18 protein-coding genes are annotated in these 20,454 nt (G+C 42.5%); 4 read left to right on the top strand and 14 right to left on the bottom strand.

Annotation, left to right across the window (positions count from 1 at the left end):
- The 4 genes from BLL40_RS10000 to BLL40_RS16815 form a co-directional block, all read right to left on the bottom strand.
- Positions 1-1,050: InlB B-repeat-containing protein (locus BLL40_RS10000; protein WP_173799919.1), on the bottom strand; the 1,050-nt coding region annotated here is incomplete at its 3' end.
- A complete protein-coding gene (locus tag BLL40_RS10005; protein WP_073711774.1) occupies positions 1,047-2,609 on the bottom strand; it encodes an InlB B-repeat-containing protein in 1,563 nt (520 codons plus the stop codon). The genes BLL40_RS10000 and BLL40_RS10005, both read right to left, overlap by 4 nt.
- A gap of 19 nt (positions 2,610-2,628) precedes the next feature.
- Complete coding sequence (locus tag BLL40_RS10010) at positions 2,629-4,380, bottom strand: cadherin-like beta sandwich domain-containing protein (RefSeq protein ID WP_073711775.1); 1,752 nt, start codon at positions 4,378-4,380, stop codon at positions 2,629-2,631.
- 66 nt (positions 4,381-4,446) lie between these two features.
- A complete protein-coding gene (locus BLL40_RS16815; RefSeq protein WP_083566483.1) occupies positions 4,447-6,339 on the bottom strand; it encodes a putative Ig domain-containing protein in 1,893 nt (630 codons plus the stop codon).
- A 533-nt stretch (positions 6,340-6,872) separates the two neighbouring features.
- On the opposite strand from BLL40_RS16815, the gene BLL40_RS10025 reads away from it, so the two are divergent.
- The 3 genes from BLL40_RS10025 to BLL40_RS10035 all read left to right on the top strand — a co-directional run bounded on the left by BLL40_RS10025 (position 6,873) and on the right by BLL40_RS10035 (position 9,537).
- A complete protein-coding gene (locus tag BLL40_RS10025) occupies positions 6,873-7,331 on the top strand; it encodes a hypothetical protein (protein ID WP_073711776.1) in 459 nt (152 codons plus the stop codon).
- A 105-nt stretch (positions 7,332-7,436) separates the two neighbouring features.
- On the top strand, positions 7,437-8,120 hold the full coding sequence (locus tag BLL40_RS10030) for a response regulator transcription factor (RefSeq protein WP_073711777.1): 684 nt from the start codon (positions 7,437-7,439) through the stop codon (positions 8,118-8,120).
- A complete protein-coding gene (locus tag BLL40_RS10035; RefSeq protein WP_073711778.1) occupies positions 8,107-9,537 on the top strand; it encodes a sensor histidine kinase in 1,431 nt (476 codons plus the stop codon). Before BLL40_RS10030 ends, BLL40_RS10035 begins: the two co-directional genes overlap by 14 nt.
- 23 nt (positions 9,538-9,560) lie before the next feature.
- On the opposite strand, the gene BLL40_RS10040 is transcribed toward BLL40_RS10035, so the two are convergent.
- The 5 genes from BLL40_RS10040 to BLL40_RS10060 all read right to left on the bottom strand — a co-directional run bounded on the left by BLL40_RS10040 (position 9,561) and on the right by BLL40_RS10060 (position 13,723).
- The gene (locus BLL40_RS10040; protein WP_073711779.1) at positions 9,561-10,520 is read right to left on the bottom strand and encodes a siderophore ABC transporter substrate-binding protein; all 960 of its coding nucleotides are present in this window, start codon (positions 10,518-10,520) and stop codon (positions 9,561-9,563) included.
- 18 nt (positions 10,521-10,538) lie between these two features.
- Positions 10,539-11,297, bottom strand: coding sequence for an iron ABC transporter ATP-binding protein (locus BLL40_RS10045; RefSeq protein WP_073711780.1), 759 nt, complete (start codon positions 11,295-11,297; stop codon positions 10,539-10,541).
- Positions 11,297-12,244, bottom strand: coding sequence for an iron chelate uptake ABC transporter family permease subunit (locus BLL40_RS10050; RefSeq protein ID WP_073711781.1), 948 nt, complete (start codon positions 12,242-12,244; stop codon positions 11,297-11,299). The genes BLL40_RS10045 and BLL40_RS10050 overlap by 1 nt, the downstream gene beginning before the upstream one ends.
- Positions 12,237-13,187: an ABC transporter permease gene (locus BLL40_RS10055; RefSeq protein WP_073711782.1), complete on the bottom strand. Its 951-nt coding sequence runs from the start codon at positions 13,185-13,187 to the stop codon at positions 12,237-12,239. The genes BLL40_RS10050 and BLL40_RS10055 overlap by 8 nt, the downstream gene beginning before the upstream one ends.
- Before the next feature lie 107 nt (positions 13,188-13,294).
- Positions 13,295-13,723 (bottom strand): MarR family winged helix-turn-helix transcriptional regulator, encoded by a 429-nt coding sequence (locus BLL40_RS10060; protein ID WP_073711783.1) that lies wholly within the window; start codon positions 13,721-13,723, stop codon positions 13,295-13,297.
- A gap of 215 nt (positions 13,724-13,938) precedes the next feature.
- Here BLL40_RS10060 and BLL40_RS10065 point away from each other — a divergent pair, with 215 nt between their 5' ends.
- Positions 13,939-16,110 carry an MMPL family transporter gene (locus BLL40_RS10065; RefSeq protein ID WP_073711784.1) on the top strand — a complete coding sequence of 724 codons (2,172 nt, stop codon included), beginning with the start codon at positions 13,939-13,941 and terminating at the stop codon, positions 16,108-16,110.
- A 116-nt stretch (positions 16,111-16,226) separates the two neighbouring features.
- On the opposite strand, the gene hflX is transcribed toward BLL40_RS10065, so the two are convergent.
- The 5 genes from hflX to BLL40_RS10090 all read right to left on the bottom strand — a co-directional run bounded on the left by hflX (position 16,227) and on the right by BLL40_RS10090 (position 20,342).
- Positions 16,227-17,495, bottom strand: coding sequence for a GTPase HflX (hflX, locus tag BLL40_RS10070; RefSeq protein ID WP_095532843.1), 1,269 nt, complete (start codon positions 17,493-17,495; stop codon positions 16,227-16,229).
- Between the two features lie 101 nt (positions 17,496-17,596).
- Positions 17,597-18,418 (bottom strand): undecaprenyl-diphosphate phosphatase, encoded by an 822-nt coding sequence (locus tag BLL40_RS10075; RefSeq protein ID WP_073711785.1) that lies wholly within the window; start codon positions 18,416-18,418, stop codon positions 17,597-17,599.
- A gap of 50 nt (positions 18,419-18,468) precedes the next feature.
- On the bottom strand, positions 18,469-18,774 hold the full coding sequence (locus BLL40_RS10080; protein ID WP_216820185.1) for an AbrB/MazE/SpoVT family DNA-binding domain-containing protein: 306 nt from the start codon (positions 18,772-18,774) through the stop codon (positions 18,469-18,471).
- A 76-nt stretch (positions 18,775-18,850) separates the two neighbouring features.
- Positions 18,851-19,450: an alpha/beta hydrolase gene (locus tag BLL40_RS10085; protein ID WP_073711787.1), complete on the bottom strand. Its 600-nt coding sequence runs from the start codon at positions 19,448-19,450 to the stop codon at positions 18,851-18,853.
- 73 nt (positions 19,451-19,523) lie between these two features.
- Positions 19,524-20,342 carry a formate/nitrite transporter family protein gene (locus BLL40_RS10090; RefSeq protein WP_073711788.1) on the bottom strand — a complete coding sequence of 273 codons (819 nt, stop codon included), beginning with the start codon at positions 20,340-20,342 and terminating at the stop codon, positions 19,524-19,526.
- Between the last annotated feature and the right edge of the window lie 112 nt (positions 20,343-20,454).

The raw sequence follows: 20,454 nt of genomic DNA on the forward strand, positions 1-20,454 counted from the left end.
TTCGAAATCCGTATCCGTGTACCATCCACCAAATGTGGAGCCCGTTTTTAATGGGTCCGTCAATGGACGGACAAGAGGTTGCCCATGCTCAACATTCGCAGCCGGAACCATTGTCCCGCCATCGGTTTGAAAAGTGACCGTATGTGACTTTATGATCCATTTTGCATATACAGTTAAGTGATCTTTCACAGTATCTTTGTCAAAATCCCATTTTTTCGTAAGACCGCTATCCTTATACCAGCCATCAAAGGTATAGCCTTCTTTCGTTGGGTCTGCCGGCTGAGATAACTTCTCTCCATAAGCTGTCACAATATCCGCAACTGCAGAGCCCTGGTTCGATTCGAATTTCACATTATATGGAATCGATACCCATTTTGCATACAACGTTAGATCTCCGGTTACGACATCGGATTCAAATGTAAAAATAGACGTTGTATCTTCATCCGTGTACCAGCCTGCAAAAGTGTAGCCCGCTTTTGCAGGTTCTATCGGCTTTGTGATCTTTTCACCGTGTGAAACCGTTGTACTCTCTACGGATGAACCTTCGTTTGAATCGAATACAACTGTATATTGATTCGCTTCCCATTTTGCATAAATGACCGTTTCTCCCGTGATCACTTCATTGTCAAAAAGGAATGCGTTTGTCAACAGCTCATCTTTATACCAGCCTTTGAAAGTATGACCAGCTTTTATTGGATCGGCTAATGGACGAATAACCGGGCTGCCATGACTGACCGTCGCTGATGAAACAGCTGATCCGCTATTTGTTTCAAATGTGACCGTATACGTATTCGCCGTCCACTTCGCATAAATCACGGTGTCCGACGTAATTTCTTTCGTGAAATCAAATTCGGTTTCGAAGTCCGTATCCGCGTACCAGCCGCCGAATGTAGAGCCCGTTTTCGCCGGATCCGCAGGTTTTGTGACCTTCCCACCATGTGTGATCGAAGCGTCGGACAAGTCCGTGCCGTTGAATGTCACTTTGTATTCATTTACTGTCCACTTTGCGTAAATCACGGTGTCTAGACGTAATTTCTTTCGTGAAATCAAATTCGGTTTCGAAAGTCTGCATCCGCATACCAGCCGCCAAAGGTGGAGCCCGCTTTCTCCGGATCGGCAGGCTTCGTGACCTTGCCACCATGTGTGATGGATGCATCGGACAAGTCCGTGCCGTTGAACGTCACTTTGTATTCATTCACCGTCCACTTTGCGTAAATCACGGTGTCAGATATAATTTCTTTTGTGAAATCAAATTCTGCGTCAAACTCTGCATCCGCGTACCAACCACCGAATATAGAGCCTGATTTTGATGGATCAGCCGGCTTGTCCACTTTTTCGCCGTGTGATACCGTGGCATCTGATAGTTTAGTTCCGCTGAACGTCACGGTGTATGAATTAGCTTCCCACTGCGCATACAGCACAACATCCGCTGCCTCAATAGTAAAAGGATCATTAGCCGCGTAGCTGGCACCTGTTCCATTTGCTTCTGTGTTCCAGCCAGCAAAGGTATAGCCGGTTTTCGTTAGGCCACCTGTATTTCCTTTTACAGTGACAGCCGCATCCTTTTTATATTTTGTATCGTCTGTTGGAACTGTTCCAGTGCTACCGTTGCTATCATAAGTGACAGTATACGTTGGCACTACTGTAATTTTCCCAGAAGTAAAGGTGCCGATCACTGGGTTAAAATCAGGATCCCATGCATCTGATGAAGCTGATTCATCGAATGAAATGATCGTGTCTCCAACTGAAGTACTTTCCTTTACGTTAAAATTAATCGTAAACAAAGTTCCTGTATAATCTGCTGTTAATGGACGATCGCCGCCACTAGAATCTACCCAGATCGTACTTACCGTACCCGCAGAATTATCAAAGTTGGATTGGAAACAACCTTCATCACTTGTTTCATTACAAGTTTCTGATGCATTGCCATAAACAGGTGTCACATCAACAGCCTCAAGTTTTGACATGTCGTAGGTTAGTGTCAAGCCGTACGCTGCGATATCTTTTGTTAAATTGCTAATTGATACAGGAACAGATACCGTTTCGCCAGGTACAGCAGATACTGTTCCGGCTGTCCATTTGACTGAGTTGGTCGTACTAGCTGATTTAACGGCTACTGAACCATCATTGTAGGCTGCATTTACCATATCGTATAACCCAAACAAACTTGAATTGTCAGTATCTATAGAAATGGGATAAGTTTTTATATCTGAATTACTATTGATTTTTAATTTCAGAGTAAATAAACTTCCTGATGTAGTGATTGTTTGCTCCGTTCCTATAAACCATGTGAAAGTATCTGATCCATCTCCCGGGTTTTCATCTTCCATCAACATTCCCATTAATTCGCTACGATCATCAATTACACCTACGTATTCTAGGTTCGCTGCATCATAATTAAGGGCAATAGTATAATAAGTAATATCTTCTAGTGGTGCATCAATCGACACTGGTACTTCGACAATATCCCCCGGCTTGCCAGTGACACTGCCTACGGTTACCGTCACATCATTCACAGCTGCTTTTGCCGAAGCCGCATATGGAAGCACCGACGATAAAACTAGCAGGAAGACAAGCAATGGATGCAGCCATCTTAATTTTCTATTCATCTCTTAACCTCCTAATCTATTATTTTTTTTCGACAGCTGCTTTCATAATAAGATTCGCATCCGTCGCATCAATCTTGCCGTCATTGTTCATATCCAAGGCTTTTTTCTGAAGGTCTGTCAGCTGGATTTTCCCCGCCACCGCCTGATAAACCATTAAGGCATCAGCCGATGTCACTTTCCCATCCCCGCTGCCATCACCTTTAAGCAATTCTCTCGTTACCACGAGCGTGTACGTTTTTGTCGTTCCATCTTGAGCTGTAACCATAACTGAAATGGTATTTACTCCTACAGTTAAAGGTATATTTGCAGCATTTCCACTTGCGACAACAGACCCATTCACTGTGATTGTTGCTGCTACATCTGAAACAATGGACGTGATGTCTACATCTGTCACTATGTTTTCTACACTTGCTGTATAGTTCGTAATCTCTCCATCAAACACAGGTGACAATGTTCCATCGCTTAATGTGATGCTGCTCAAGTCCGCATTGCCTGATAAAGCCTGAACCAAGCCAAAATCTTCACTTGTTCCTGTTAAACTGCTGATTTTTTTTAAATTACCATGCAGCATCGCAAGCATAAAATGGCCATTTGAATCGACCAAGTATGTTAGCTCATTTGTACTATCCAGCACTAAAGCTGGTTTTACCGTTTTGTTTCCTGTAATCCAGCCAGCCCCATAGTCCGCCATCGCAAAGAAATGATTTTCTGACCAGTCAGCTGACCATGAATCCATTAACACATAAAGAGTAGAATCGACTGTATACACACCAACCGGATAAGTATCCCTTACTTGATCAGTATAAAGCGCCTCCCGCTTCCAAATTCCAGAAACATTAGATTGAATATAAGAAACAGAGGACAGAAAATTCCAGTCTGAATCATAATTTGACACGCTATAGGTGAAATAGCCATTTCCCTCACTATCAACAGCTAGAGGAGAATAATAGTAACCCTCTTTCTCAGCCACAGCATCAACGACCTTTTGAGCTGTCGGAAAACTTGCATCATTCAGTGCTTTTTTTGTGTAATAAAAATTCCCATAATAGTTATTCTGATTATCTTCTTTTACATAGGAGAGATGGATAACATCATTGCCATCCACTTGAACGCCTGGCTTGTGCACTTCGTCAATTGCACTTGTTCCAACTGCGATATTATTTATTTGCCAAGCGCCGGATTTATTCGTTGCGTACCTGGCATAATAAGAGGTATCCACATATTTATATACAATGTGAGCATGCCCCTGCGAATCGACATCAAGGGCTGGATCATAAAAATTTCTGCCGCCGCTCGGATGGCTATACGCTTCCACTTCCGAAAAAGACCAGCTTGTCCCATTGTAAACCCCGTACTTCACGCCTCTCTTACTTGTGACCCCTGAACCGATATAATGTTTAAAAACCAAATGTAATTTGCCCGATGCATCTACCGCCAAATCAAGCGAATCACTAAAACCGGTATCTCCAGTCATCGATGTTTTCACACTCGGCAAGGAGCTCCATGCGCTTCCATTCCATTTTTTAATGGCGATTTCTGTGCTGCTTATTTTATGCGTTAAGTAAATCTCGCCATTCGGGCCTGTCGCCAATGAATTCCATGCCCACGTATTTTGGCTGTACGTATGAACCATCGTTTCTTGAATAGATGATGATACAGCGGCTTTCGTACCGTTCTCTTCAGCCAATATATATGCCGGACCAATGATCTGTACAAGTAAAAGAATCGTTAGAACTATGGTTATTACGGATGATTTTTTATTAATTCTCATGGTTACCTCCCCCTTTTCTTGTATAAAGTTATGTTTTCTAAACAGACGTTTTCATCATGAAAGCATTCAAGGTGTGTGTCTGCCTATATATTGGAATGCTCCAGATGGGTACCGATCCCATTCACCTTGCAGTTGATAGGATTGTGAACCGGTAACAATTCCTTGTTTACGAATGATGGTGCCCCCGTTAGTAAAAATAGGTGTCGGTCCGGTTCCTGTCGGATCACCGATGACATCCATTACTTGTCCGTTCTTTTTCAGGACGAAAGCAACCGGAAATACCCCATTTCCATAAACAAACATTTCATCATTGTAATAATAGGCATTTGTGATATCAAAGAAGTCGTAAAAAGTGCTATTGATCAAAATGTATGTCATACTAGGCCCTGAATTGAACAACGGGATCCTCGTCACGTTTCGTTGATTCGTCGCTGTAACATATCGATGCATTTCGAGTTCATATCCTTCTGCCCACTCATACGAGCTGTTGTAAATCTCGAGCGCTATTCGTCCATCCCCACCGTCTAAATATTCAGAAAAAAGGAAGGGGCTTCCTGATTGCGCCATGACATTTACTGTCATCCTCACCGCTTGATGGCTAGCGGAAATCGCCCAGAATTGCTGTGTGCCCGGAGCGCCTGGTAAGTAAGAGACTGTTTTTCCTGATAAAGAAGCAGAAGCTCCATTTTTAATCAGCTGCAGATCTGTTGTATTCGGAAAGTAAGGGGCAAGATCAATTGCGACATTTGCCACCCCCTGCTTTGTCGCCACATCAACAAATCCTCCAGGCACGACTTCAACTGAATGCACATCAATATATGCATCCACTGACGTTTTGCCATCGCTTGCCGTCACTTTTAATTTTGTTTTGCCAATACCAGTTGGCTGAATGTTTACCATATGGCCAGAAACTGTTCCGGATGCAATGGACTCGTCTAAAGAAGAAGCCGTGAACGTTAATGAGTCGCCGTCCGGATCGCTAAACAAGCTCGATAGATTAACAGACTGCTCCTGTATGCCCTTAACGACAAGTTGTTCCGTTATTTGTCCTGTTACTTGCGGAGCCTCATTCGCAATAGGTACCTGAATGGCGAAACCAACGATCGCTTCCGCTGTTTCGTTCCACTGATCTTTCACTGTTATTTTTACATTGAACGTACTAGGATCTGTCGGCGTACCTTCAAATGTACGGTTCGACGCGTTAAATGAAAGCCAGGACGGAAGCGGCTGTCCATTTTCTAAAGTGGCTGCATACGCTAGCGTATCGTCTTCATCGATATCGATAAATGTGCCGTCCGGGATCTTCCATTCATATCGTTCATTCGATGTAGCTGATTGCGCCGGCAGTACCGCCGTTAAAACGGGCGCATCATTTACGTTAGACCACTCAACAACGTATTTCTGTTCAGCCGATTGGACGTTACTTCCACTTGTAGCAATTTTCATAATTAACGATGCATCTGCCGCCGTAATTACACTATCACTATTCATATCGATCGCTTTTCTTTGTGCATCGGTTACTGTTACTTTCCCATTGATCACTTGATAGACAAAAAGTGCATCAGCAGCCGTAATAAGTCCATCTCCAGTTATATCGCCCAGTTTTGTCACCATCGCCTGGAACCTATCTTTAAGTAACAGACTTCCATCTCCACCCTCTGCTGTGATAACAGTCCTTCCATGTCCTTGCACACCAAAACGTACAGTTGACCCAGTGACATCTGTCTTCATAACCGTTGGATCAGATGATGACGCAGTAACTGATAAAGATGATTCTTCTAAATCATCAAAATGTTGGGCGACATTCACGAAGAACTGTCTCTCTTCCTGTCGAAAAGACGATTCCATCCAGCTCATTCCATCTAAAAAAGAAAGCTCAGCAGCTTGAGCAGCTCCCTGTACCAAAGCGATGGCCGGAACCATAGCAAAAATGGCAGAAACTCTCTTAATTTTCTTCAATTATTTCCACCTCCTACTGAAAAATATAAATTACTCATACAAATGTCTTGATTCTTGTTAACTATATTATCATATATTTCGACAATTTTACATAAAAAACCAAGTTTCTTTTTACCTAAATCAACACGCTCATAAATACTCATTTAATTCAAGTTTGATCTACCTTTTTGTTTCGTAACATTTCCATCAACTGTCCGCTCAATAACAATTGGTCAGGCAAACGACGTAAAAAGCCACAAATATTTTATAAATTGGCAGAATCCCGTTTCCGAACTAGTTTGGCAGACACCACTTTACATTTAATGGAATATACAAAAGGCATGTAAATTGTATATAGACCTTAAGTTACCTGCATTAAAAATGAAATTGAAGAAATGTTAGAAGATTTATAATTGATTTAATTCCAAAACAGGACGTTCACACATTTGTCGAAAAAGCAGATAAAATTTGCCTATTTGACATTTACTTGACACATTTCTCTTATACAATGACAGTATCAAAGAAAGCGTACATACAAATCAGGAGGAATGATCATGAAGAAGAAGACAATGTCATATGTTATGACTGGCGCGCTATCCATTACGATTTTAAGCGGTGTTCCCTCTTCTCCAGCTCAAGCGGCTTCTCCACATCTTATAAAAGAACAGGCAGCACCTACTGTAATACGAACCGGAACGAAAAACTTTGCAGATGTCATTGAGGAACAAGCATTGGCACTTGGTATTAATATTAAAGGCGATGATCTAGAGATTGCGGCAAAAAAAGTGCGACTTGCCAAACTGCACAACCAGGCAGCCGCATTGAATATTGAAACAGATGGAAAGAAAGAAAAAACAATCCGCCTCGAAGTGAAAAAAGCACATGAAATGAATGTTTACAATGCAGCAGGCAATCTCGGTGTTGAGACAGATGGAAAGCGCTTGAAAGATATTATTGCATCCATCTCAGACATCAATCCCGAAGCGGCTGCACAACTGAATGGATTTTATTAAACCCGGCGGCTAATGGCCGGGTTTTTTCATTTATCACTCTGTTGCCTACTTGTTCACGTTCAGATGAATTTTATTATATAATTGAACCGAAATGAGGGGTTAAAGATGCGGACAATTTTAATTGCAGAAGATGAACCGGCGATTAGCCAAGTGTTAAAAGTATATCTCGTGAAAGCGGGCTTACATGTTATACAAGCGTACAGTGGCACAGAAGCGATCGAAAAATTCCATGCACATTCACCATCTCTCGTCCTGCTTGACGTAATGATGCCTGGAAAGGACGGCTGGGCCGTTTTAAAAGAAATTCGTATGGAGGGTTCGTGCCCCGTCATTATGCTGACAGCGCTGAATGACGTGAATTATCGGCTGGATGGTCTTGATGGCGGTGCGGATGATTACATTGCCAAGCCGTTTATCGCTGATGAAGTCGTCGCACGTGTACGGGCTGTTTTACGCCGGGCCGATGATGGAAAGAAAGCAGATACAACCCATACATACGGAAGCTTGACGATCGATTTTAACGCGCATCGTATTACGTTGTTTGACAAGGAAATTACGCTCACACCGCGTGATTTATCGCTATTTTTATTTTTAGCAGCTGCACCAAACCGGACATTTACACGGGAGCAGCTGCTCGATGAAGTGTGGGGACACGATTACGACGGCAGTGACCGGGCCGTTGATTTATCAGTGAAGCGAATTCGGAAAGTGCTGGCGAAATGGCCACCCACTGAAGGAGAAATTAAGACGCTGCGCGGATTGGGGTACCAGTTTGTTGTGGAAGAGTAAAGAGCGGCGCATTTCGCTTCTCCGCTACTGGACGACACGCTATGCCATCACGCTTGCACTTGGCTTGCTTATACTCGCTATGCTGTCTGTCGTTTGGATCCGGCATACGACGATTGAAAACAGACTCGATGTGTCAGAATTTCTTGCAGCGGAACTCGCCATCCGGATTGCTGGAAGCCAGCTGAATGGCAATGAATCCAAAACGTACATTGATGACGACATGATCGATGCACGCGATGAACTGATGAACATGAAGGCCCCCCCTTCTATTTATATTACCGATGCAACCGGAGTCATTTTGTCTGCAAGCGACCATGACGTATACAGCAAAGACTCTTTTCCATATGTTATTTTAAAAAAGAATCGTGATGTGCAGACATTTCCCAGTATTGACGACAATCATACACTTGTTTATTTAATTAAAAAGCCGATTACCGTTAATGAGGTCACATTCGGATGGGTTGTGATGCTTCAGCCAGAAGATGAATTCGCCGATTTAAACGACGAATACCGGCTTCTTGCTTTACTCATTTTAGGGAGCGGATTGCTTGGCTGGGCAGCCATTTACATTTTATCACGCCGCCTCGCCCGCCCAATTAGTGAAGCCGCAGCTGCTGCGAAAGAAATTCGCGCCGGCAATTACAGCGTGTCGCTCATGCCATCTAAAGCGAAAGAGCAAGAAGTATACGACCTTGTCACATCCTTTAATGATATGGCGATCCGCCTTGAACAGCTTGAATCAATAAGAGCGGAATTGCTTGCCGGTGTCACACATGAACTAAAAACACCTGTCACATCTATAAGCGGCCTTTTGCAGGCAGTAAAAGACGGTGTCGTCACTGGAGATGAAGTGCAGGAATTTATTACCATATCATTAAATGAAACAGAGCGGATGCAAACAATGATTAACGACCTTCTCGAATTTAATACATTTGCAGCCAATGCACTTCCTGTTTCAACCGCGCCTCACGAAGCCAATACATTGACGCGCGATATCGTACATGAATGGAATTTGGCGCGGAATTCGGACGGAATTCCTGTTCATTTTCATTCGTCTGGCCATGACCTGTACATTCTGACCGATCCTGTTCGTTTTCGGCAAATTATGATGAATTTATTGAACAACGCAGCTCATGCAATTGAAGGTGCTGGAGGAATAACTGTGCGAATGCACGACGATGGGGGTTATGCTTCCATCGATGTCATTGATACCGGAGTTGGCATTCCGGTCACTGAGCAAACACTCATTTTCGAACGGTTTTACCGTGGTGAAAACAAAAAATTCAAAGTACGCGGACTTGGACTTGGACTCCCATTCAGCCAGCTTCTCGCACGGGCGATGGATGGCGACTTAACCCTGAAAGAAACATCTCAACTAGGGACAACCTTTACATTAACCGCAAAAAAACAGCGCTGACGTTACCGTCAGCGCTGTTTCCATTATTCTGTAATTCCTTTTTCGATTTCGTCAGTCTGTTCAAGAACGGATTGAAGTCCACCGCCTGACAAGTACCATACGTTAGGATCAAGATAGATCACATGATCGTTCACTACTGCTTTCGTATTTTTCACAAGATCGTTTTCAACCACTTGCTTCACGGAAGACTCGCCTTCCGTTACAACAGCACCGCGGTCAACAACGAACAAGTAATCTGGATCTGTTTCAACAAGGTACTCAAAAGAGATACTTTGTCCATGTGTCGATACTTCAATATTTTCATCGGCTGGTTTTACGCCGAATACATCATGAATGATGCCGAAACGTGAAGCCGGACCGTATGCACTAATCTTGCCTTCGTTTGCTAGAATAACAAGACCGTTCCCTTCCATCGTTGATGCTTTCTCATTCAATGCTGCTACTTTTTCATCAATTTCCGCTAATTTCTCTTCTACTTCTGTTTCTTTGCCAAAGATTTCACCGATCGTTGTAGCATTTGATTTAAAAGATTCCATGTAATCCGCTGTATCCACTGCGAGGTATACCGTCGGAGCAATTTCAGCAAATTGATCATAAAGGTCCATTTGACGACCAGAGATCACAATTAAATCCGGCGCAAGTTCATTAATCTTTTCAAAGTCAGGCTCTTTCAGGCTGCCTGTATTTACGTACTTTTCGTCCTCATATTGTGACAGGTATTCCGGAATATTTTGTTTCGGAAGTCCGATTGGATCAATGCCAAGCTCTGCCATCGTGTCAAGTGTCCCAAAGTCAAATACAACCACTTTTTCAGGGTTAACAGGGACTGTCGTCTCACCCAATTCATGGGTAACCGTTATTTCTGTCAGTTTTTCATCATTTTCGGCTGGTTCTGCCTTTTCTCCATCAGTTGTAGATGAGTTACATGCTGCTGCGATCATCGTGAACAACGCCATGATCATCACTAATACATACTTTTTCATTTTTAAATCGTCTCCTTGTCAACTAAAATAAACGCAAATTTTTTGATTGTTAATTTCTTGAATAGGCATATCCATTCCGTAAATCCGCTTTAACGTAAGGCTCGTAATAATTTCATTAACTGTTCCTTGCGCTTCGATTTTACCGTCTTTCAGTGCAACGATGTAATCAGAATACACAGAGGCAAAATTAATATCATGAATGACGATCAAAATCGTTTTACCAAGCTCATCTGCAAGACGGCGTAGCACTTTCATAATTTGGACAGAATGTTTCATATCCAGGTTGTTAAGCGGTTCGTCAAGCAAAATATATTCCGTATCCTGAGCAATCGTCATCGCAATAAAGGCCCGCTGCTTTTGCCCGCCAGATAATTGATCTAAATATTTGTCCTGCATATCTTCAAGTTCCATGTAGCGGATGGCTTCATCAATGTACACTTGATCTTCTTTCGTCAGCTTGCCTTGTGAATACGGAAAGCGGCCAAAGGAAACGAGATCCCGGACAGACAGACGTAAACTTAAATGATTGGATTGTTTTAAAATCGCTATTTTTTTCGCGAGATCGCGGCTTTTCGTTTCTTTCACTTTTTGCCCATCGATCAGCACTTCGCCTGTATCGGCGCTCATCAGTCTGCTAATAATGGAAAGAAGTGTACTCTTCCCGGCACCATTCGGACCAATAAAAGAGGTGATTTTGCCTTTTTCAATATTAACTGACACATTATCAACGACTGCTTTTAATCCGTACGATTTCGAGACTGAATGTACTTCAACCATTATGTCCGACTCTCCCTTAGTAGTAAGTATATAAAATAAATGCCACCGATAAAGTTAATGATGACACTGAGCTGTGTCGAAAAAGTAAACACATGTTCAACGAGCATTTGTCCTGCCGCAAGGGCTACGATTGAAACGAGCGCTGATGCAAAAATTAATGTGAAATGCTTGTATGTTTTGAACATTTCATAAGCGACATTGACGACGAGCAATCCGAGAAAGGTGATCGGACCGACAAGTGCGGTGGCGACAGATACGAGAATTGCAACGATCACGAGCAGACGTTTCACCGTGTAATCGTAATCAACGCCAAGGTTGATCGCTGTTTCTTTTCCTAATGACAGCACATCCAAATATTTCACAAACTTCGTTAAATAAAGCAGCGTCACACCTGTTAAAACGGTGGCCATAATGAGTACTTCCGTCTGAATATTATTAAAACTCGCAAACATGCGGTCTTGAATAATTTGAAATTCATTCGGATCAATGAGTACTTGCATAAACGATGTGAAACTGCCAAAAAACGTACCGAAAATTAAACCAAGCAGCAGTAAAAAATAAATATTTTGCCCTTCACGGCGAAATAACAGCCGGTATAATAGGAGGGCAAAAACGACCATAAAACCGATTGAAATCGCAAAGTTTATTTGTTTGTTCATAACCGTCATGCTTGTTGAACCGAGGAAAAACACGAGTGTTGTCTGAACAAGCATATAAAGCGAGTCAAGACCAATAATACTCGGTGTTAAAATCCGGTTGTTCGTGACGGTTTGAAATAGCAATGTGGCAATGGCGATAACCGTTCCGGTCAACACAATCGCGGCAATCTTTTCCGCGCGTCGCGGCAGCGCATAATCCCAATTAGGTCCGAGTTCAATAAACATGTACCCGGCAATCGAAGCGCCTGCCAGAATCAATAACAGTATCAGTTTGCTTTTATCACGCATAATCCCGTCTCCTCATCAACAAGTAAATGAATAATCCGCTTCCGATAACACCGACTGTTAAGCCAATCGGAATTTCGTACGGAAAGATGAGAATACGGCCAAGAATATCGCAAAACAAAATGAATACCGCACCGAGCAATGCCGTGTCAGACAAGCTGTTTTTCAAATTGTCTCCTTTGTAAATCGAAACAATATTCGGTACCACTAAACCAAGGAATGGGATGAGGCCGACTGTTAACACGACCAATGTTGTTGACAAAGCGACAATGACTAAGCCGATATTCACCGCCTGCTTATAATTTAAGCCGAGGTTGCGTGCAAAATCTTCCCCCATGCCAGCGATTGTAAACTTGTCTGCAAATATGTACGCGATCACGACAAGCGGTATGCTAATGTAAAGCATTTCATAGCGTCCTGCTGTAATCATTGAAAAGTCTCCCTGCAACCATGCGGACATATTTTGAATTAAATCATGCTTATACGCAAAAAACGTCGTAATCGAGCTGATAATATTCCCAAACATTAATCCGACGAGCGGGATAAAAATTGGATCTTTCATTTTAATCCGGTCCAGTATTTTCATGAATAAAAACGTACCGGCAAGCGAGAAAATAAACGCGACGATCATTTTTTCAATCGGACTCGCAGACGTAAAGACGATAAGTGAAATTAAGATCCCAAATCGGGCCGAATCCATCGTTCCTGCAGTTGTCGGCGACACGAATTTATTGCGGCTTAACTGTTGCATAATAAATCCGCTAATACTAAGCGTTACACCCGCCATTAAAATACTAATTAGCCTCGGGACACGACTTTGCCAGAAAATTTGTGTCTGGTGATCATCAAACCGAAACAGATCAAAGGGCGAAATGTTTGTCACGCCTACGAATAATGATACAAATGATAATAAGATGAGCATTACAACTAAATAACGTTTTTTCATGTTCTTGTCCTAACTTTCGTATTGCTGTCATCGAAAGAATGATAGAGAGATTCATTCTCAATTAAAAAGAAAAATATAGTTGCCGATTACAAACCGGCAATACACTTTCAAGATAAGTTCCGGCGAATTTGATCCAATATCTTTAAGGTTCTTTCAAATTCTTCAAGATCAATTCCTGCAGAGGCATCGGCAATTGTCTGCTTGGCAATTGCCGTATAAACGTCCTTTCTCTGCTTACTTTCTTCCGATAAATAAACAAGATTGATCCGCTTATCCGTTGTATGGGGTTTTCTAACGATAAGTCCGTTCCGCTCCATATTCCCCAAAAGCCGTGAAACGCTCGGTTCATCCCTTTCGTTTAACACTGCAAGTGAGTGCTGTGTCTGCCCATCATGGTCATAAAGCCGGCTTAACACTTGCCACTGCTCATGCGTAATTGGATACCCTTTCAAGCGAAAATAATGGTTCAGCCGGTTTGTCATAACCCGTGAGCTTTGAAACAGCTTATATCCAAGCGAATCATCCAGCTTATACATAACCATTCTCCTTTGACAGCTTCTCTCAATTTATTGTAAAGGAAAGAACTTGTTGGCACAAGTATTTCAAACGAAATGATTTTTTAACTGATGATCCTCCTTTTTTAAAAAATGGGATTGATTCTTATAAACCCAATTATAATTGATAATGATTTTCATTTCAACACTTTTGTACTCTAATTATTTTCATATAATACTATTTTCCGTTATGATAGATGAAAAAAGGAGCTGTATTCGTGAATAAACAACCATCTATCATTGTCCGTTGGTGGCGATTGATTCTAGTATTTTGGCTTATGGCAGCTGTTATTTTCGGGTTTTTCGCATCAAAATTGCCATCAAAACTCGAAGGTGACGGATTCCGGACTGACGGAGACTATGAAGCTGTTCAACAGGAACTTCATGATACATTCAACTTCCCGGAAAACACGTTGCTTATCTTGTTTGAAAAGGCAAAAAACAAGTCTTCAGAATCATATCAAAATCAAATTTTATCCGTATTATCGGATATTGAAGCAACAGGTGACCCGTCAGCAATCGATTCACCTCTTGAAAATAACGAACTCATGAAGGAGCACGTTGCTTATGCTGCCATTCATTATGACGACGAATCGTTAGAGATGGATCCTATTATTGAAGACGTTCAGTCGATCATTAAAGATGAGGAAGGTGTTTCCATAACCGGTGGCCCTGTTATTTCTAAAGACATTAATAAAGCGAGCCAGGATGACTTAAAGCGTGCTGAATTAATCGGTCTGCCTGTTGCACTTATTGTGCTGTTATTGGCACTAGGCACAGTTGTTTCATCGATTTTGCCGCTCATCATCGGCGGAGTGAGCATTGTCATCGGATTTGGCGTCCTGTCTCTCATAGCCGATTCAGTTGATTTAGCGATTTTCATTTTAAATATTACCCCGATGCTCGGCTTGGCTTTATCAATCGATTTTTCCCTTTTGTTCATTAATCGCTATAAAGAAGAACGTTCGAATGGAAGAACAATTGATGATGCTTTGACGGTCACCATTTCCAAAGCTGGGCACTCCATTTTATTCTCCGCTTTATGCGTGTTTATTGGGCTCGGTTCTGTCTTACTAATTGATATCGATATCTTCAAAAATGTCGCAATCGGTGGAATGACGGTTATTATGATTGCCGTTATCAGCTCGATGACCTTATTGCCTGCACTGCTGAAGGTGCTTGGTGACCGGGTGTATAAATGGCAAATTATCCGCATGAATCCGGACGCTGCAAATCGTTGGCGAACATTTGCCGGTTTTGTCATGAAGCGCCCTGTTTTTATAGCCATGGCCGCATTTGCGATTCTCGGCGCCGGCATAATCCCGGTCAAAAATATGAGCCTCGCAATCCCTGAGGCGGGAGCACTTCCCACATCCTTTGAATCACGCACTGCATACGATACGATTGAAGAAGAATTTAATCAGGACGCTGCTTCTACCGTTTTTGCTATTGCGGAACGCGATGGCGGATGGCTCAATGAAGCGGGTTTGCGGGAAATGAAACAACTTCAGGGAGATTTTGAAAAGGAGCACCATGTAACTAGCGTAGAGACACTTTTTTCAGTAAGCGGTGTAGATGACCCTTCACAGCTTGCTGCAATGCTTGATCAACCTCTAGCATCGGTTCAACTTCAGCCGGCTATTAATCAATTTATAAAAGATAATCAATTATTAATTCCCGTTTCTCTTGATGTAAAAGCTTCTTCTGCTGCTGCACAAACCATTGTAAGAGATTGGAGTTCAACTAATTGGGACGTAGATGTTTTATTCGGCGGTCGGCCAAAGTTTAATCAGGAGCTGTATGACGAAATTTACAATAAAGTGATTCCGGTACTCGCTGTCATTTTAATATCGACGTTCTTTATTTTAATGGCCGCTTTCCGTTCCATTATCATCCCATTAAAGGCCATCTTCATGAATGTGATCAGCCTGGCTTCCACCTTTGGAATTCTCGTCTGGCTATTTCAGGGCGGACATCTTGGCTTAGAGGCGACAGACATTTCACTTATTATGCCGGTCCTGGTCTTTACTCTCGTGTTTGGCTTGAGTATGGATTATGAAGTATTTCTTATTTCTCGCATTCGAGAATTTTATCTAGAAACGCGGGATAATGACTATTCAACCGTTGAAGGTTTGGCAAGTACGAGTAAAATCATCACGTCTGCGGCACTTATTATGATTGTCATTACCGGGGCATTTGCTTTTACAGGCGTAGTCCCTGTTAAACAAATCGGGATTGGCATTGCCATTGCCATTGCGATCGACGCAACGATTGTCCGTCTTTTGCTCGTCCCTAGTTTAATGAAATTGCTTGGATCTGCGAATTGGTGGATGCCGTTTAGGCGCCGAAACAAAAACAGCCCTTCCTGATATGGAAGGGCTGTTTCCCTGTTTTAAGATTAAGTGAATGCGTACTCATACGGCTTTTTTGAACAGACAGCTATTTATTCAACTACCGCCCAATCGACGCAACAATGAACCTTCACCTATTTTACGACAAACGACTTATATTTTTCATAAGCCGACCGATGGCATTCAACGGTCAATTTTGTTCCTTCTTCTTCATAAGCCGTTTCAAAAATCGTGGCCTGTTCGTTGAAATAAGAGACAACTTCTCCTTCATCATACGGAATCAACAAGTCACAGCGGATGTAGTCTTTAAACAAATGACTTTTCATCACTTCTGTCAATTCCAAAATACCGGCGCGTTCTTTTGCGGATAAATACACCGAATTGCCGGCTGCTCCGGGGTAATCAATGCCTGCAAGATCCGCTTTATTGTACGCATAAATGGCCGGCATATCTTTTGCACCGATATCAACAAGTGTTTTTTCGGTAATATCAATCATCGTTTGGTGCTGCGGGCTAGACACATCAATGACATGAATAAGCAAATCAGCAGCCGCTGCTTCTTCTAGCGTCGAGCGAAAGGCCTTTACTAAATGATGAGGAAGTTTATTGACAAATCCGACTGTATCCGCCAGCAAAAACTCTTTTTTATCCGGCAATGTAATACCCCGAACAGATGTATCCAGTGTGGCGAACAGCATGTCTTTTTCAAATACTTCTGATCCGCCTCCCTCGTACGTTTGCAGCATCGCATTCATGACAGTCGATTTGCCTGCATTCGTATACCCGACAAGTGCGGCAACCGGCATATTGTTTTTCTGGCGCTGCTTCCGTTGCACAGTACGCTGTTCAGATATTTTAGCCAGTTCTTTGCGGAGATAAGCAATTTTCGTTTCAATTTTCCGCCGATCAAGCTCAAGCTTCGTTTCACCAGCACCACGGTTTTTAAAACCAGACCCGCCGCCTTGGCGTCCGAGTGCAATGTACGTACCAACAAGACGCGGCAGCATGTATTGAAGACGTGCCATCTCTACTTGCAGCTGTGCTTCTTTCGTTTTCGCCCGCCGTCCGAATATATCAAGAATAAGCATCGTCCGGTCAATCACTTCACAATCGAGTTCTTTTTCCAAGTTTCGAATTTGTGACGGAGACAATTCCCCATCAAAAATGACGACGTCTGCTTCCTCATATTCAGCAAGCGATTTTAGTTCTTCCACTTTGCCTGTCCCCATGTAAAGCGCCGAATGAATACGCGGCAAGTTTTGCGTCAGTTCACCGCGTACATCAATGCCGCACGCTTCTGCGAGGTTTTTTAATTCTTCCATTGAATAGGCAAAATCATCCCCGTTGTCGAGATTGACACCGGCAACGATTCCTTTTAGCTGATCCAGCTTCGTTTCATTCATCCCTTTTCCTCCGTTATAAAAAAACCGCAGACGGCTGCCTGCGGTTTCGATTCGTTCTATTATCTTATCATGCCCTAATGGCATAAATCAAACAGCTCCACTTAAAGAAAAACGAAATAAATAACAGCGGCCAGCACAATCCGGTAAATGGCAAACGGAATGAGTTTGATTCTATTAATTAATTTCAAGAAAAATTTAATGGATAGAAGCGCGAAAACGAACGCGCTAATAAAGCCGATGACGAAAAACGGCATCAAGTCCATCGTGAAATATTGCCAGTTTTTTAAGAGGGATAAGAAGCTCGCGCCAAACATAATCGGTACAGCCATAATGAACGTAAAATCTGCGGCTGCTCTATGACTCATGCCAAGTAAAACACCGCCTGAAATCGTCGAGCCTGAACGGGAAAAGCCTGGCCAGAGTGATAAACATTGAATGAGCCCGACAGATAACGCTTGTCCATACGTAATTTGGTCGACTGTCTCGATTTCTCGTTTGCGGCCGCCAATTAAATCTGCTGCAATCATTAAAAACGCACCGACAACAAGACCGATCAATACCGTTTCCGTTGAAAATAAATATTCATCAATATAATCTTCAAACAAGACACCTAGAATACCTGCTGGAAGCAAGCCGACGATCACATGTGTTAAACGAAGCCGTCCGCCTTGTCCACGTGTTTCTTTGTTTAACCCGAGTAAATCAATAAATCGATTTCTAAACACGACGACAACCGCTAATATGGAACCGAGTTGAATAACGATTTTAAACGTGTTTGCTGCATATTTCCCTAAAAACGCTTGTGACTGCAGCCACATATCATCGACGATAATCATATGCCCAGTTGATGACACCGGCGCAAATTCTGTCAATCCTTCAACCAAGCCAAGAATAACTGCTTTTAAAAGAGTAATAAAGTCCATATGATAGCTCCTTTTATTGATTTCCACTCTTTAAAATAGCATGTTTCGAATTATATGCCAACTTTTATCCAATAAGACTGAATTTCGTCCAGCAGCCAGATCGCCCCTTCTTTACTAAGCACAATATCCCCACTGAAATGCCAATGATCGTTTGATATGCTCCCTGTTATAAAACACGTTTTTTCTTCTTTCCCATCAAAAGGAGAGTCATATTTTCTCATAACAATACTTTCTTGTTCATAAACCATCGCAACCTCGTCTAATTCTTGAATACCTAACTGTGTACGCATTGATTTTGGAATGGTGACTCTTCCTTCTTTATCAACAACACGTCTTATCATTATTTCTTTCATCATCTGCCCCCAATGATCCATATGTACTATTAATATTACATTCTTTTTCAATTGCGTCAAAATAAAAAGAATGTGCTGATCACACATTCTTTTTATACCATTCTGCAGCTGCTTGTACTTCCGTTCCTGTCAGCATATGTCCATTCTGTTCCCAATGTACGGCCGTTATGGTCCCTGCACGATCAAGCAGTTGCTGCAGCTCTTCAGTTTCCTCTGGCGGACATAAAGGATCATTTTTTCCAGCCGCCATAAAGACCGGTATACCCGTTAAATTAGGCAGCTCTATTCCACGGCGCGGCACCATCGGATGATGCAAAATAGCCCCTTTTACTGCTTTTTCATAATGGAATAGCAGACTCGCGGCAATGTTCGCACCATTTGAATAGCCAATCGCCACGACTGAGTCACGGCCAAATCCATATTGTTTTGACGCATCATCAAGAAACTTATTTAATTCTTTCGTACGGAAAATTAAATCCTCTTCATCAAAAACACCTTCAGCTAGACGGCGGAAAAACCGGGGCATTCCGTTTTCAAGTACGTTACCACGTACGCTTAATACAGAGGCTTCCGGATCAATTATTTGAGCAAGCGGCAGTAAATCTTGCTCTGTACCGCCCGTGCCATGCAACATAAGTAATACGTTCTCATTTTTCCCTTGTTGAAAAAGATGTTTCATTATAAAAATCCTCCGTCCCTCTTATTATCTCGAATTAAAGATAATAGTACAAGACAAGAGGAATTGAGTCAACTTATTCCGTTCCGTTTTTTTCAATCGACACAGAGGATACATTTCTTTTTTTCTTATGCGTCATGTACATCGCCACTCCCGTAAACAAAGCCCCACCGACAATATTACCGAACGTAACGGGCATCTGATTCCAGAACCACCAGTCCGCTATCGATACATCTGCGCCAAACATCATGCCCGCTGGAATAACAAACAAATTAACGACGGAATGCTCGAACCCTTGCGCAAAAAAGATAAAAATCGGCAGCCACATCGCGGCTATTTTTCCAATCACACTTTCCGCTGTCATCCCCATAACCACAGCAAGAGCAACCATCCAGTTGCACAAAATGGCTTTTACGAAGACAGATGCAAGACCCGCTCCGCCAAGTGCCGCATATCCAGTTGTTTTCATTTCAGCTGTTTTCACAATCTGCTCAATGACCGATTGATCCGCCGCAAACCGGAATGAAATAAAATAAAGGACTACATACAAAAAGCAGCCAATCACATGACCGAGAAACACCCACCCCCAGTTTGACCACATCTGCCCCATTGTTGCTTTTTTCTCATAAACCGCAAGCGGGATAAGAGCAAAGTTTCCTGTTACAAGTTCCATCCCGAGCAGCACCACCATGACAAACCCCACCGGAAACACAAGCGCACCGACAATCCCCATTCCCGTCTGGATGGATGCTGTCATCGCCAGCGTAACTGCGTAGCTAATAAACGCGCCCGCAAGCGCACTTCTGATTAATACATCTTTTATAGAAAGAGCTGCTTTCATTGCTCCAGCTTGCACCATACTTTCAATAACTTGTTCTGGCTTTACATAACCCACCTTCACGATCTCCTTTTGCACATACTTTTTCTTTTATTATACAATCAGATCGTTATCGATGCTTTTAAAAATAGAAAAGAGCGATCTCTATTTTTTCAGGGACGCTCTTTTT

This window comes from Domibacillus mangrovi, assembly GCF_001906925.1.
Lineage (GTDB): Bacteria > Bacillota > Bacilli > Bacillales > Domibacillaceae > Domibacillus > Domibacillus mangrovi.

Bases quoted from the DNA above. Each gene is read 5' to 3' on its own strand.
- BLL40_RS10005 (WP_073711774.1), bottom strand. From the start codon at position 2,609: ATGAATAGAAAATTAAGATGGCTGCATCCATTGCTTGTCTTCCTGCTA.
- BLL40_RS10075 (WP_073711785.1), bottom strand. From the start codon at position 18,418: ATGGACTTTATTACTCTTTTAAAAGCAGTTATTCTTGGCTTGGTTGAA.
- hflX (WP_095532843.1), bottom strand. From the start codon at position 17,495: ATGAATGAAACGAAGCTGGATCAGCTAAAAGGAATCGTTGCCGGTGTC.
- BLL40_RS10055 (WP_073711782.1), bottom strand. From the start codon at position 13,187: ATGAAAAAACGTTATTTAGTTGTAATGCTCATCTTATTATCATTTGTA.
- BLL40_RS10025 (WP_073711776.1), top strand. From the start codon at position 6,873: ATGAAGAAGAAGACAATGTCATATGTTATGACTGGCGCGCTATCCATT.
- BLL40_RS10050 (WP_073711781.1), bottom strand. From the start codon at position 12,244: ATGCGTGATAAAAGCAAACTGATACTGTTATTGATTCTGGCAGGCGCT.
- BLL40_RS10060 (WP_073711783.1), bottom strand. From the start codon at position 13,723: ATGTATAAGCTGGATGATTCGCTTGGATATAAGCTGTTTCAAAGCTCA.
- BLL40_RS10010 (WP_073711775.1), bottom strand. From the start codon at position 4,380: ATGAGAATTAATAAAAAATCATCCGTAATAACCATAGTTCTAACGATT.
- BLL40_RS10085 (WP_073711787.1), bottom strand. From the start codon at position 19,450: ATGAAACATCTTTTTCAACAAGGGAAAAATGAGAACGTATTACTTATG.
- BLL40_RS10030 (WP_073711777.1), top strand. From the start codon at position 7,437: ATGCGGACAATTTTAATTGCAGAAGATGAACCGGCGATTAGCCAAGTG.
- BLL40_RS10045 (WP_073711780.1), bottom strand. From the start codon at position 11,297: ATGGTTGAAGTACATTCAGTCTCGAAATCGTACGGATTAAAAGCAGTC.
- BLL40_RS10065 (WP_073711784.1), top strand. From the start codon at position 13,939: ATGAAAAAAGGAGCTGTATTCGTGAATAAACAACCATCTATCATTGTC.
- BLL40_RS10040 (WP_073711779.1), bottom strand. From the start codon at position 10,520: ATGAAAAAGTATGTATTAGTGATGATCATGGCGTTGTTCACGATGATC.
- BLL40_RS10080 (WP_216820185.1), bottom strand. From the start codon at position 18,774: ATGATGAAAGAAATAATGATAAGACGTGTTGTTGATAAAGAAGGAAGA.